The 12199-nt window shown below is 61.1% G+C and carries 10 protein-coding genes; 9 read left to right on the forward strand and 1 reads right to left on the reverse strand.

Annotated elements, in window-relative coordinates; genetic code table 11:
• Positions 1-233: 233 nt before the first annotated feature.
• The 6 genes from V3H56_RS05265 to V3H56_RS05290 all read left to right on the forward strand — a co-directional run bounded on the left by V3H56_RS05265 (position 234) and on the right by V3H56_RS05290 (position 4691).
• Positions 234-749 (forward strand): hypothetical protein, encoded by a 516-nt coding sequence (locus tag V3H56_RS05265; RefSeq protein WP_234407994.1) that lies wholly within the window; start codon positions 234-236, stop codon positions 747-749.
• Positions 750-791: 42 nt separating this feature from the next.
• The gene (locus tag V3H56_RS05270) at positions 792-2036 is read left to right on the forward strand and encodes a hypothetical protein (protein WP_042731176.1); all 1245 of its coding nucleotides are present in this window, start codon (positions 792-794) and stop codon (positions 2034-2036) included.
• 58 nt (positions 2037-2094) lie between these two features.
• The gene (locus tag V3H56_RS05275) at positions 2095-2838 is read left to right on the forward strand and encodes a pilus assembly protein (protein WP_042731180.1); all 744 of its coding nucleotides are present in this window, start codon (positions 2095-2097) and stop codon (positions 2836-2838) included.
• 87 nt (positions 2839-2925) lie between these two features.
• Entirely contained in the window at positions 2926-3363 is a 438-nt protein-coding gene (locus tag V3H56_RS05280; protein ID WP_237614172.1) for a CS1 type fimbrial major subunit, read from the forward strand.
• 302 nt (positions 3364-3665) lie between these two features.
• Positions 3666-4160, forward strand: coding sequence for a CS1 type fimbrial major subunit (locus V3H56_RS05285; RefSeq protein ID WP_053149426.1), 495 nt, complete (start codon positions 3666-3668; stop codon positions 4158-4160).
• A gap of 60 nt (positions 4161-4220) precedes the next feature.
• Positions 4221-4691: a CS1 type fimbrial major subunit gene (locus tag V3H56_RS05290; RefSeq protein WP_234408010.1), complete on the forward strand. Its 471-nt coding sequence runs from the start codon at positions 4221-4223 to the stop codon at positions 4689-4691.
• Between the two features lie 12 nt (positions 4692-4703).
• Here V3H56_RS05290 and V3H56_RS05295 read toward each other — a convergent pair whose 3' ends face one another.
• The gene (locus V3H56_RS05295; RefSeq protein ID WP_047737080.1) at positions 4704-7811 is read right to left on the reverse strand and encodes a transglycosylase domain-containing protein; all 3108 of its coding nucleotides are present in this window, start codon (positions 7809-7811) and stop codon (positions 4704-4706) included.
• Between the two features lie 361 nt (positions 7812-8172).
• On the opposite strand from V3H56_RS05295, the gene V3H56_RS05300 reads away from it, so the two are divergent.
• The 3 genes from V3H56_RS05300 (at position 8173) to V3H56_RS05310 (ending at position 12186) form a co-directional block, all read left to right on the forward strand.
• The gene (locus tag V3H56_RS05300) at positions 8173-8634 is read left to right on the forward strand and encodes a transposase (protein ID WP_047737073.1); all 462 of its coding nucleotides are present in this window, start codon (positions 8173-8175) and stop codon (positions 8632-8634) included.
• Positions 8635-9144: 510 nt separating this feature from the next.
• On the forward strand, positions 9145-10566 hold the full coding sequence (locus V3H56_RS05305) for an amino acid permease (RefSeq protein WP_042732530.1): 1422 nt from the start codon (positions 9145-9147) through the stop codon (positions 10564-10566).
• A 114-nt stretch (positions 10567-10680) separates the two neighbouring features.
• The gene (locus V3H56_RS05310) at positions 10681-12186 is read left to right on the forward strand and encodes a glucosyltransferase domain-containing protein (protein WP_338474277.1); all 1506 of its coding nucleotides are present in this window, start codon (positions 10681-10683) and stop codon (positions 12184-12186) included.
• Positions 12187-12199 lie beyond the last annotated feature (13 nt).

Here is a 12199-nt window from a genome sequence, read left to right on the forward strand (position 1 = left end):
AGGTTGGTTTTATAGGTTATAGCGATAAAGACTTTCCGTTTATCTGGTGGACGCCGACTGACGGCGTATGTGCCAAAAAGGCTAGTTATGCCGTTCCCAGCCTGAAATATCTCTCGGTGAATTTTGCCTACGAATTGCGTACACCCAACCCGTTGAAAATGTCGTCTGGTCGATACACAGGTTCACTGAATTACACCATCGGACCGGGACAAGATTTTGATGCAGGCGACGTCATGATCCCTACCGACTCGCTGCTGACGCTCAATTTCAAACTCGACGTCGAACACACCCTCAAGGTCGAAGTCCCTCCCGGCGGCAATCGCGTGGAACTGGTGCCCCAGGAAGGTTGGCAATCCTGGCTCAACAGCGGGCGCAAGCCTACGCGGCTGTTCCGTGACCAACGCTTCCATATTTCCGCCTCTTCGCGTTTCAAGATGGCAATCGAATGCCAGTACATCAGCGGCAACACCTGCGCGATGTCCGAAACCGACACCGGTCACGCCGTGCCGGTGGACGTCAGCGTGACCCTGCCCGATGGCTTGATGGACGGCGCCGGGCAACCGGTCAACCGCCGCCGGCTGTTGCGTGACGGCAGTGGCACGGAGTTGTTCGAGCCCAGCTTATACGTCGACCGCAGGCTCGGGATGCTGCATTTCGAAGTGGGCCGCAGCAGCGTCGAAGCGATGCTCGACACGGGCGCCACGCGCTACACCGGGGATGTCACGGTGATCTGGGATTCGGAAGTTTAAAGGGCACGGATTGGCCTGCCTGAGGCGAAAGGACGGTGATTGATGAAAGGTCTACCAGTAGCAGTGCGTAGCATGGTTTCGGTGATGGTGTTGGCCGGCGCATCGGCGGCCCATGGCGTGAGCAAGGAGATCACCGCCGTCTTCAGGCCCGATCCCTCGAAGCCCAACGAGAACACCTTTCGCAACACCACGCCGGTTTCCGGTTACTGCGCTTCTAACCCGGCGGATTGTGAAAGGGAGAACGTATCCAGCCTGCAGTGGAACATCAACTCGTATTCCAACGCGCCCATTCAGGCCAATCATGCGGACCTGCGGCAAGGGGCGACATTCCATGTGCCTGCCAATTGGCGTCTGGCGCAGGTCACCCATACCGGCACGGGCGAGACTGAGATCGTCCAGGTGCGCATCGCCGGCATCGGCTCGATGTACTTCCTGCCGGTCAGTGTGATCGATCTGGTCGGAGGCGGCGTGGACATGGGGACCGCCCATGCGATGTTGTGGGGTTCGACCTGGAAGTACGCCCCTGCACCTTGTCGATCCAGCAGTGAATCGGGTTTGAACGACCGCGCCTACTTTTTCTTCTGGAAAACCCCGGTCGAAGGCAACTGTGCCAAAAGAGCCCGTTACCTGATTCCGGGCATGGAATACACCTCCATGAACTTCGCCTACGAACTGCGCACCCCCAACCCGCTGAAGATGTCGTCTGGCCAATATACCGGCTCCTTGGTCTACAGCATCGGCCCGGGGCAGGACTTCGACTTCGGTGACCTGATGATCCCCAACGAATCGGTGATCACCCTCAATTTCAAGCTCGATGTCGAGCACACCCTCAAGGTGGAGGTGCCCCCGGGTGGCAACCGGGTGGAACTGGTGCCCCAGGAAGGCTGGCAAGCGTGGCTGAACAGCGGGAGCAAACCGACGCGGCTGTTTCGCGACCAGCGCTTCCATATCTCGGCTTCGTCACGTTTCAAGATGAGGCTCGAATGCCAGTACGTCAGCGGCAACACCTGCGCGATCTCGGAAACCGGCAGCGGCCATACCGTGCCGGTGGATGTGCGCGTGAGCCTGCCCGAAGGTCTGGCAGACGTTGGCGGCCAACCGGTCGACCGGCGTCCGTTGTTACGCGATGGCAGCGGGACCGAGCTGTTCCAGCCAAGTGTTTACGTTGATCGTCGGTCCGGAATGCTGCATTTCGAAGTGGCCCGGGGCAGCGTCGAAGAGATGCTGGACACCGGCGCCAAGGCTTACTCCGGCAGTGTCACGGTGATCTGGGATTCTGAAGTCTGAGTGGCCTGCCGGCCAAATTTTTTGTGAGTTGCGTTTAATGCATGAGGTCAAGCAAGTGATGAAACAACTATGGGCATGGGTGGGTATTTCTCTGTTTTGCGGCGTGGCCCAGGCCGGGCCGCAGATCGGTGTCGGAGTGGTCTACGACTACCTGGACGGCAACAAGACCACCTACATGAAGCGGGTGTTCAACGGCGGGACGTCGACAGCCTTCGTCAAGGTGAACATCCTGGAGATCATCTACAACGAGGACGGCACCTACAGCGAGGTGCCGCTGCAGAACCAGGCCAGTGCCCAGGCCAGGGATGGCCTGATGGCCAGCCCGGCGCGCCTGATCGTGCCGGCCAACGGTGTGCAGGGCACGCGGTTGTTGTTCATGGGCAACCGCGACAAGGAGCGTTACTTCCGCGTGCGTTTCGTGCCGGTGGTGCCGGAAGCGGAAGACGAATTCGCCGTCAGCGCCGAGGAACGCGAAGCCTATAAGAAAGAGCGCGTGGCCGCCGGGGTCAAGGTGTTGGCTGGGTACGGCACGGTGTTTTTCGTGCGGCCCAAGGACACCCGTTTCGACACCGTGATCGATCACAGCGCCACCCGCTACCAGTTGCGCAACAACGGCAACAGCGTGGTGGTGATCGACGAGTTCAAGGACTGCGAAGCGAAAAAAGAAAACGAATGCCGCCCGACCACCAAGCATCACGTCATGAAGGGCCGCACGTTCGCGTTCGACAAGGAGGCGGGACGTGAGTACCGCTTCACGCTGATCGAAGGCAGCAAGACCCAGAACGTCGAGATCAAGGGCTGACGGCTGTCGCCGAACCGTCGTTGACGCAAGAGGTAAATCAAAATGATCAAGACACGGCTACGCCCTCTCGCTTTGACCGCCCTGGTCATGCCCTGGTCTTTGGCCTGGGGGGCTGTCGAGCGGGAGACGTTCGAACTCTACGTGACCATCCCGACGGCCGACTTCTATGTGTTGCCACTCGACCCGCAGCTGGTCCAGCGAGAACAACGGCTGCCGTTCAGCACCATCACCTCGGACCTGAGCCCGTTGCGGGCCATTTATGAGGTGAAGAACAGCAACGGCTCCATTGGCGCGCGCCTCGGCGAGGAGGCCTACCTGTCCAATGGCCGCGACCGCATCGATTTGCGGGTGCGCTTCAACGGCGTCGAACTGACCCTGGATTCGACCCAGGTGGTCTCGGCCACCGAGGCCCGTCCGGGCCGCCAGGTTCCCCTGGAAATCGCCGCCATCAAGCCCGATGACGACTACAAGCCTGGCGACTACTACGGCACGGTGCACATGGTGTTCGACGCCACGGCGCCATAGCACTGGATAAAGATCATCGACACAACACCAAACCCTGTGATGCCGATCATTTGAAGCAGCACCGATCGCCTGTGGCGAGGGAGCTTGCTCCCGCTCGGCTGCGCAGCAGACGCAACGTATCCGAAGAACGCGGTGTTTCAGGAGAAGAGCGGGGGCGGCTGCGCCCCCCAGCGGGAGCAAGCTCCCTCGCCACGAATGCGAGGGCATCACGAAAAAGGGCACTCGACACCGCCCCGTTGCCACGGTTGGCAGTGATGGCATGGATGCTTCTTTAAAAACAACGATGAAAAAAGGTAGCAAGCATGTTGAAGAAATGTATATCCGTCATGGCCCTGGGCGCCGCGACCATGAGTCCGTCGCTGGCACTCGGGGCCGATGATGCGCGTTCAGCCATTCATATCAAGACGAACATTCCCACCCAGCAATTCCATGTCCAGCCACGGGACCCGGAGTTCGGCAAGCACGAGGTCATGCATTACAACCCCTTGAACGACGACCTGGGCATCTTGCGCCAGATCTTCGATGTGAAGAACACCGAGGGTTCGATCCACGCCTACATCGAGGGCGGCGCGGCGTTCCTGTCCAACGGCAATACCAGGATCCCGTTGAGGGTCCGGTTCAACGAAGTCCGTCTGGACGGCTTGCCGCGGGAAGTGGTGGACGATGCGTCCTCCACGCCCGGCACCCAGGTCGAGATGACCATCTCTGCCGATGCGATGCCGGTCCAGCGCCGGCCAGGTTTCTATACCGGCGACTTCACGGTGATCTACGACGCCGTGCCGCGGATCTCCGCTTGACCCACCCAGTTTCTCTACGGCTAAAAGGTATTTGCCATGTTCGATAAAAAGGTCTTTGCAATGGCTCTGGGCCTTGTTGCCTCGAGCGTTTCGCCGCTGCACGCGGCCGATGATGCCCGTTCGCCGATTCACATCACGGCAAACATTCCCACCCAGCAGTTCCATGTGCAGCCCCGGGATCCTGAGTTCGGCAAGGATGAGGTCATGCATTACGACCCGGTGACGAGTCAGTTCAGTACGATACGCCAGACCTTTGATGTGAAGAACACCGACGGGTCGGTGCATGCGTACCTGCCGGCTGGCCAGCCTGCGTTGACCAACGGCAGCAGCGATATTCCGCTGCTGGTGCGGTTCAACAACGTCACCCTGACCGCTTCGCCCCAGGAGGTGGTGGACGACCCCACGTCGACGCCAGGTACCCAGGCCGACATGGTCATCAGGGCTTCGGCCTTGCCTCTGCCCGGACAGACAGGTGTGTTCAATGCCGATTTCACGGTCATCTTCGACGCCGTGCCGCGGGTGAACCCGTAATCCGCGCGCCCGTCACTGGCGCGCCACCAACGGCTTGCACTGGGTATGACTGCCCGGCTGCAAGTAGGGCGAGAGGAATGGGGCCATGCCCTTGAGCACCTGTACCGGCAAGGCCGAGGTGAACCTGAAGTTCTGCGCCGACGCCCCCGGGACATAGGCGGTGAGGGTGCCGAAATGGCTGTCGCCGATGTAGAAGACGAAGGTGGCCGTGCGATTGATCGACTTGGAGCTGAGGATGCGCCCACCGGCGCCGATGGCTTCGATGCGGTTGTCGCCGGTGCCGGTCTTGCCGCCCATGGCCAGTGGCGTGCCGTCGTCCAGCTTGAAACTGCCGGCCACCCGTTTCGCGGTGCCGGCATCCACCACCTGGGACAATGCCCCGCGCAGGGCCCGGGCCACGTCCACTGGCATCACCCGCTTGCCGTTGTCTGGGTCGCTGACCAGCCGGGTTTCGTACGGCGTGCCCACCGCGAAATCCAGGCTGTCGACCCGCAGCGCCGGTTGGCGGATGCCGTCGTTGAGGATGGTGCCCACCAGTTCGGCCAAGGCCGCCGGGCGGTCGCCGGAGCTGCCGATGGCGGTCGCCAGTGACGGCACCAGGTGGTCGAACGGATAGCCGACTTTCTGCCAGCGCTGGTGGATATCCAGGAAGGCTTCGATCTCGAGCATGGTGCGAATGCGACTGTCGCGGGCGCTCTTGTGCCGGCTCTTGAACAACCAACTGTAGACCTCCTGGCGCTCGAATTCGCTGGCCTTGACGATCTGGCTGAACTTGGCGTCGGGGTTGTTCAACAGGTACCCCATCAACCACAAATCCAGAGGGTGGACCTTGGCGATGAAGCCCTGGTCCGGCAGGTCATAGGCGCCGGGGCCATAGCTCTGGTAGAGCCGCTCCAGGCGCTCGTCGGTGAGTTTCTCGCTGCTCTTGACCGACTTGAGGTGCGAGCGCACGAACAGGTTGAAACTCTCCTGGCTGTCACCGGGAAAGAAATAGCGGTGCACGGCGGCCAGGCGGATCGCCGTGGGGTGCATGCTGTCGAGGAAGGTTTCCAGGCGTTCACCGGTGTCTTTCTTCTGGTACTTCTTCCAGAACCTGAGCAGGAACGAGGTGCCTTCGCGATCGGCGAACTGGGCCAGGTATTCCTGACGGCGCGGGTCGCTGTCGTCCTTGAGCAACTCGGCGCTGTTGCTGGGGCCGGCGTAGGTGGCATAGCGCACCAGGTCGCGCATCAGGCGGATGAACGGCAGGTTGATCGATTCGCGCAGGGCGTCGCGCAGGGTGGGGTTGCGGCCGTTGTCCTCGTTGCGAAAGTTATGGAAGGTGTGCAGCCCGCCACCGGTGAAGAACGCCTCGCCGGGGCTGGCCGAATAGGTACGGTCCAGGGCCGCTTCGAGCATTTTCGGCAGGCTGCGGTCGCTGTTCTGGCTCAGGTAGTCGACGGCCCAGCGGGACAGGCGGTCCTGCTCGGCGATGTCGGTTTTTCTCAGCTCCGCCGGGGTCTTCTGGGCGTAGCGATCGTGCAGCTCGGCGATGATCTGCAGGTAGGTGGTGAGCACCCGCAATTTGGCGGTGGAACCCAGCTCCAGCTTGCTGCCTTCATTGATGTCGAAGGGCTGGTCGGTGCTATCGGTCTGCACCCGCACCCGCGAGCCGTCCGGGGTCAATTCCAGCAGGGTGAAGCTGTAGCGCACCTGGGTGGTGCTGGTGGGGGTCAGCAGGCGCTCGCCCATGAGGCCGATCTCGGCCGCGAACGCCGGGTCGGCCAGGCGCTTGAGGTACTGGGTGGCCTGGGCCTGCAAGTCGCTTTGCAAAGTGCTGGTGGCCGACAGGTCCAGGCGATCGAGGTCATAGAGCGGGCGGTCGAGCAGCGTGGCGAGGCGACTGCGGGCGGCGCTGATGCCTTTGTTGGTCTCGTTGGGCTGGATCGTCGGTTGTTGCACCCAGTCGCGGTAGCTGACCTTGCTCGCCAGGGCGGCAGCGGACAGGTCTGCGTCGATCACGCCGTTCTGGGCCAGCAGGCGGATGTGGCTGTCGGTCAGGCGCGCCAGTTCGTCGTGACCCTTGGTCAGGTAATGGGAAGGGCGGCGCTGGGCGATCATCAACGACAGCATTTCCCGCAGCGCCAGGCCTTTTTCGGCCAGGGTCTGTGGGTCGGTGGCGGTGCTGAACAGACGTTCGTTGGCCCGGTTGAAATCGGCGCCGTACCAGACCCGCAAACCTTCGGCCATGCCATGCACTTCACCGTGCCCCGGGACGGCCGAGAGCGGCACGCTGTTGAGGTAGTCACGGATCACCCGCTGCCGCGCCTCGAGGGTTTGCGGGCCGCCCTGGTAGGCGCGCACGCTGGCGGAGATCATCTGGCGGATCTTCTCCGCGCCCGACACGGTCAAGCCTTCAGGGGAGTGGCGGTATTTTTCCAACTGCGTCGCCAGCGTGCTGCCCCCGGCGGACTGCCCCGGCAAGCTCAGCAGCTTGGCCACCTGCGACCACGCCGCCATGGCGAAGCGCGGCCAGTCCACCGCCGGGTTCGCCAAGGGCTGCTGCGGGTCGAGCAGGAAGCGGTTTTCGATGAACAGCAGGCTTTGCACCACCACCGGCGGAATCGCGTCGAAACTGCCGTACAACTGCTGTGGGTACTTGAACTGGTACACCGGCGCGGCGCGGCAATCGGTGATGGTCAGCCCGGCCTGGATCTTCTCCGTATAGGGCACGAACAGGCCTTTTTCGACGTAGTCCATCAGGGCCGGTGAAAAGCGCGCCTGGGCCTGGATCACGTAGTCGCGCTTGAGCAACCGCGGCAGGAATTCGCCCAGCGAGCTGTAGCCCAGGCGCCGGTCGAACGGACCCGCGCCGGGGTAGACGATGGCATCGCTGGGGCCAGGTTGAACCGAATAGGAAAGGGAGTCGGCGTACTTGCTGATTTCCCGGGCCTGAAACCGCGAGGTGCGCATTTCCTTGGCCACCGCCAACCCGACCACCACCACGATGATCAGCAACAACAACCAGAACGCCCGCCAGCCATGCCGTACACGGGGCTTTTTTTGGGGTGAGGGCGCGTCTTCCATACGTTCAGTCGGGACCACAGGTTTGTTCGAATCGGTATGCCATAAAGCGCCCATAGTCGACTGATCCAATTAAGCAGATTGATCGGACTTGCTTGAAGCTTAGACGGTGGTTGGCGTGGGGGGAGGGGAAATTGCCGGGTATGCATCGCCAAAGGGCCAATCGTGTGTTTTGAGCGACGAGCTTTTGTGGCGAGGGAGCTTGCTCCCGCTGGGTGGCGAAGCCGCCCTCGCTTTGTTTGCCAGTTGGGGAATGTCCGGACCGACAAACGTTGCGTCTGCTGCGCAGCCGAGCGGGAGCAAGCTCCCTCGCCACAGGTACTACATTGTTTTCGGACATTTCGCTCAGTTATCAGCGCGCCGAATTGTCGTGGGTAAAGCTACCGTGATCAGTACCTAAATCACCGGAAGCGAAGGAATGCGTCCTCTACGTCCGAACTCTCATCGACTACGTCATGGCCGCTGCTCGGAGCGTGGACGCGGTTACCTCATCACGACGGTCGTTCACGAACGCGCGCCTGTTTTCCGAAACTGGGAACTGGGTCGCTTACTGGTTGCAGAAATGCGTCACGCTCATGAGCGAGGCCAGGTTACCTCGCTCGCCTGGGTCGTGATGCCTGATCATCTGCATTGGTTGGTGCAGTTGGAGGAAGTCCCGCTCGCTCAAGTGATGCAAGCGGTTAAATCCCGTAGCACCCTTGCCGTCAACCGAGCGATGAATAGAAGCGGTGCGTTCTGGCAAAGCGGCTTTCACGACCGGGCGCTCCGTGACAGCCAGGACCTGCTGCCGTTTGCTCGCTACATCATCGGCAATCCTCTTCGTGCCAGGTTGGTGGAGCGTATCGGCGATTACCCGCTGTGGGACGCGGCCTGGCTCTGATCAGTGCTGTTTCTGGGGACTGAAATGCTCTTGTGGCGAGGGAGCTTGCTCCCGCTGGGTGGCGAAGCCGCCCTCGCTTTGTTTGCCTGTTGGGGAATGTCCAGGCCGACCATCGTTGCGTCTGCTTCGCAGCCGAGCGGGAGCAAGCTCCCTCGCCACAGGGGGTGTGTTTGTAAGCCTTGTTTTAGAGCCATCGCCCTGTTGCTTAGGCATGACGCGGCACCATCACTGCGCGATACTCGCTGTCGCTGTGGTCATTTGCGGTAATCTCAGTCAATGCCTCTCCAAAAGAACCGATTTTGTTGAGGCTTTCCCCTGAATAACCCAGGTTTTACAGTGAAAATCTCTATCCCAGGCTTTTTATACTGCATGGCCCGCTGATCCTGAGGCTGTCGTTCCACAGGACGGCCTGTCCACAAGACAGGCCCGGTTTCGGCAAGGTGGCAGGCTTATCGGTCTGCGCCTTGGAGACTCGGTGGTTAATCCAATAACAAGACGAGGTTGTTCCCTATGCCAGTCGGCAATCATCTGCCCCATGGCGAGACCGCTCAGGGTGGTCCGCTCAAACGTGAGCTCGGCGAGCGGCATATCCGCCTGATGGCGCTTGGCGCATGCATCGGTGTCGGGTTGTTCCTCGGTTCGGCCAAGGCCATTGAAATGGCCGGCCCGGCGATCATGCTCTCCTATATCATCGGCGGCCTGGCGATCCTGGTGATCATGCGTGCCCTCGGCGAGATGGCCGTGCATAACCCGGTGGCCGGTTCGTTCAGCCGTTATGCCCAGGATTACCTCGGCCCTTTGGCAGGCTTTCTCACCGGCTGGAACTACTGGTTCCTGTGGCTGGTGACCTGCGTGGCGGAGATCACCGCCGTCGCGGTGTACATGGGCATCTGGTTCCCCGATGTGCCGCGCTGGATCTGGGCCCTGGCGGCACTGGTCAGCATGGGCTCGATCAACCTGATCGCGGTCAAGGCCTTCGGTGAGTTCGAATTCTGGTTCGCCCTGATCAAGATCGTGACCATCATCGCCATGGTCATCGGTGGCGTTGGCATCATCGCCTTCGGGTTCGGCAACGACGGCGTGGCGCTGGGTATTTCCAACCTCTGGGCCCACGGCGGCTTCATGCCCAACGGCGTGACGGGCGTGTTGATGTCCCTGCAGATGGTGATGTTCGCGTACCTGGGCGTGGAGATGATCGGCCTGACCGCCGGTGAGGCGAGGAACCCGCAGAAAACCATCCCCAACGCCATCGGCTCGGTGTTCTGGCGGATCCTGCTGTTTTACGTCGGCGCCTTGTTCGTGATCCTGTCGATCTACCCCTGGAACGAGATCGGCACCCAGGGTAGCCCATTCGTGATGACCTTCGAGCGCCTGGGCATCAAGACCGCCGCCGGGATCATCAACTTTGTGGTGATCACCGCGGCGCTGTCGTCCTGCAACGGCGGCATCTTCAGCACCGGGCGGATGCTCTACAGCCTGGCGCAGAATGGCCAGGCCCCGGCTGGCTTCGCCAAGACGTCCACCAACGGCGTGCCGCGCCGTGCATTGCTGCTGTCCATCGCCGCATTGCTGCTGGGTGTGCTGCTCAATTACCTGGTGCCGGAAAAAGTCTTCGTCTGGGTGACCTCCATCGCCACCTTCGGCGCGATCTGGACCTGGGTGATGATCCTGCTGGCCCAGCTCAAATTCCGCAAAAGCTTGAGTGCTTCCGAGCGTGCGGCCCTGAAGTACCGCATGTGGCTGTACCCGGTCAGCTCGTACCTGGCGCTGGCATTCCTGGTGCTGGTGGTGGGGCTGATGGCCTACTTCCCGGATACGCGAGTGGCGTTGTACGTGGGGCCGGCGTTTCTGGTGTTGCTGACGGTGTTGTTCTATACCTTCAAGTTGCAGCCGACCGGGCAAGCCCGGGGTTCGATGGATGCCGTTTCGTAAGTTGCCAACCATGCAGTAGAAATGCCCCGGTCGAATGATCGGGGCTTTTTGGGGGCCATGTCGATTACGTCTCTTTGAATGCTGTCCAAGGGGCAAGTCCCGAGGGCGTTGCATATGAATGTATCGCTGGTTTTCGATCGCGCGCTCGACCGTCGCCAAGTGGCGTGTTTTTTCCTCTTGGCGACCCTCCTGTATGCCTTGCCACTGATCCTCGCTGATTTTCGCTACATCGACGATAGTTGGCGAACGCTGGAGGCGGGCAACGCCTGGGCCGGCGAGGGGCGCTGGTTCACTGACCTGCTGTATCAGGTGCTGTCCTTTTCCGGCGCCGCGCCGGATATTTTTCCGCTGCCCCTGCTGCTTGCGATCTTGGCAGTGGCCCTGGCGCTGGCCCGGCTGACCTTCCATTATTTCCCTGAGCCGACACTCGCCTGTTGCCTGGTACCGTTGCCCCTCTGGTACAACCCTTTTCTGTTGCAGAACCTGTCGTATCAATACGACGGCCCGAGCATGGCCCTGAGCCTGGTCGCGGTTATCTACGCCGTCACCTGTCGGGGGACATCGCGCCTGCGACGACTGTGGGAGCCGGCGGCCTGGTTGGTGCTGGCGTTCGGGCTCTACCAGATCAGCCTCAACGTATTTCTGGGGTTGGTCTGCCTGGATCTGTGCCGAACAGTCTGCAACCGGTGGCCGTGGCGGCAGTGCTTGGACCTGCTGGGAGACAGGTTCGCCCAGCTTGGCCTGGCCCTCCTGGTGTACTTCGCCATGGCCTTCTGGCTGATGGGAACGGAGCGAACCGCGTTGCTGAACTGGAACGCTGATCCATTGATGCAGTTGGGCATCAATCTCGCCACGGTGCTACAGAAGGTTGCCCTGTTGTTCCACGGTGGCTACGCCTGGATATTGGCCGTGCTGGTGCTGATTGCGCTGATGGGGGCCATGGGGGTGGGCCGCCGGCTTGAGGGAGGTGAGGAGCCTGGTTGGAAAACATGGCTCCTGGGCCTGCTCTGGCTACTGACATCTTTGATACTGGCGCTGTTGGTACCCGGCATCACGCTGTTGTTTCGTGACTTCAATGAAGGGGCCCGCACACTGATGGGCTTCGGTGTGTGGTTGATGCTGCTGTTCTATCTGGCTTACCTCGCGCTGACGCCACTTCATCGTCGATTACCAGCGTTGCTGATTATTCCATTGCTGGCGACCCTGTCACTGTCCTTTGCCTATGGTCGGGTATTGACCCTGCAAAAGACCTTTTCCAGCGGCGCGCTTTATAGCTTGGCGCATGACATCACTTCCCGTCGCGAGCTGTATGAGGCTAAGCGCATCTATATGTCAGTGACTTATTCCGCCCATTGGCTGACAAGCGCCTGCGGCTCGTTCAACCAACTGCCGGTCCTGCATTACCTGCTCAATGTTGATTACTTGCTTCTTCCGGAAAGCCCGCCGTTCCTGGGTATCACTAACGTGGTGATCGAACGGGAGCGGCGCAATGCGACCCGAGTCGGTTATCGGGGCTATACGCCGCTCGTGGACAACCTGTACTACCGGATTTATCTGCTGGGCGACTATGGCTTCATTGTCATGAAGGAGCCGTCGCGGACCCGCGCGCCGCTGTGCTAGCCAGCGGCGCCCG

The sequence above is a fragment of the Pseudomonas sp. MS646 genome, assembly GCF_036693845.1.
GTDB classification, from domain to species: domain Bacteria; phylum Pseudomonadota; class Gammaproteobacteria; order Pseudomonadales; family Pseudomonadaceae; genus Aquipseudomonas; species Aquipseudomonas chlororaphis_E.

Excerpts from the sequence above, each read along its gene's own strand:
- V3H56_RS05285 (WP_053149426.1), top strand. The coding sequence starts at position 3,666 with ATGTTGAAGAAATGTATATCCGTCATGGCCCTGGGCGCCGCGACCATG.
- V3H56_RS05295 (WP_047737080.1), bottom strand. The coding sequence starts at position 7,811 with ATGGGCGCTTTATGGCATACCGATTCGAACAAACCTGTGGTCCCGACT.
- V3H56_RS05265 (WP_234407994.1), top strand. The coding sequence starts at position 234 with ATGATCCCTACCGACTCGCTGCTGACGCTCAATTTCAAACTCGACGTC.
- V3H56_RS05300 (WP_047737073.1), top strand. The coding sequence starts at position 8,173 with ATGCGTCCTCTACGTCCGAACTCTCATCGACTACGTCATGGCCGCTGC.
- V3H56_RS05305 (WP_042732530.1), top strand. The coding sequence starts at position 9,145 with ATGCCAGTCGGCAATCATCTGCCCCATGGCGAGACCGCTCAGGGTGGT.
- V3H56_RS05270 (WP_042731176.1), top strand. The coding sequence starts at position 792 with ATGAAAGGTCTACCAGTAGCAGTGCGTAGCATGGTTTCGGTGATGGTG.
- V3H56_RS05290 (WP_234408010.1), top strand. The coding sequence starts at position 4,221 with ATGGCTCTGGGCCTTGTTGCCTCGAGCGTTTCGCCGCTGCACGCGGCC.
- V3H56_RS05280 (WP_237614172.1), top strand. The coding sequence starts at position 2,926 with ATGCCCTGGTCTTTGGCCTGGGGGGCTGTCGAGCGGGAGACGTTCGAA.
- V3H56_RS05275 (WP_042731180.1), top strand. The coding sequence starts at position 2,095 with ATGAAACAACTATGGGCATGGGTGGGTATTTCTCTGTTTTGCGGCGTG.
- V3H56_RS05310 (WP_338474277.1), top strand. The coding sequence starts at position 10,681 with ATGAATGTATCGCTGGTTTTCGATCGCGCGCTCGACCGTCGCCAAGTG.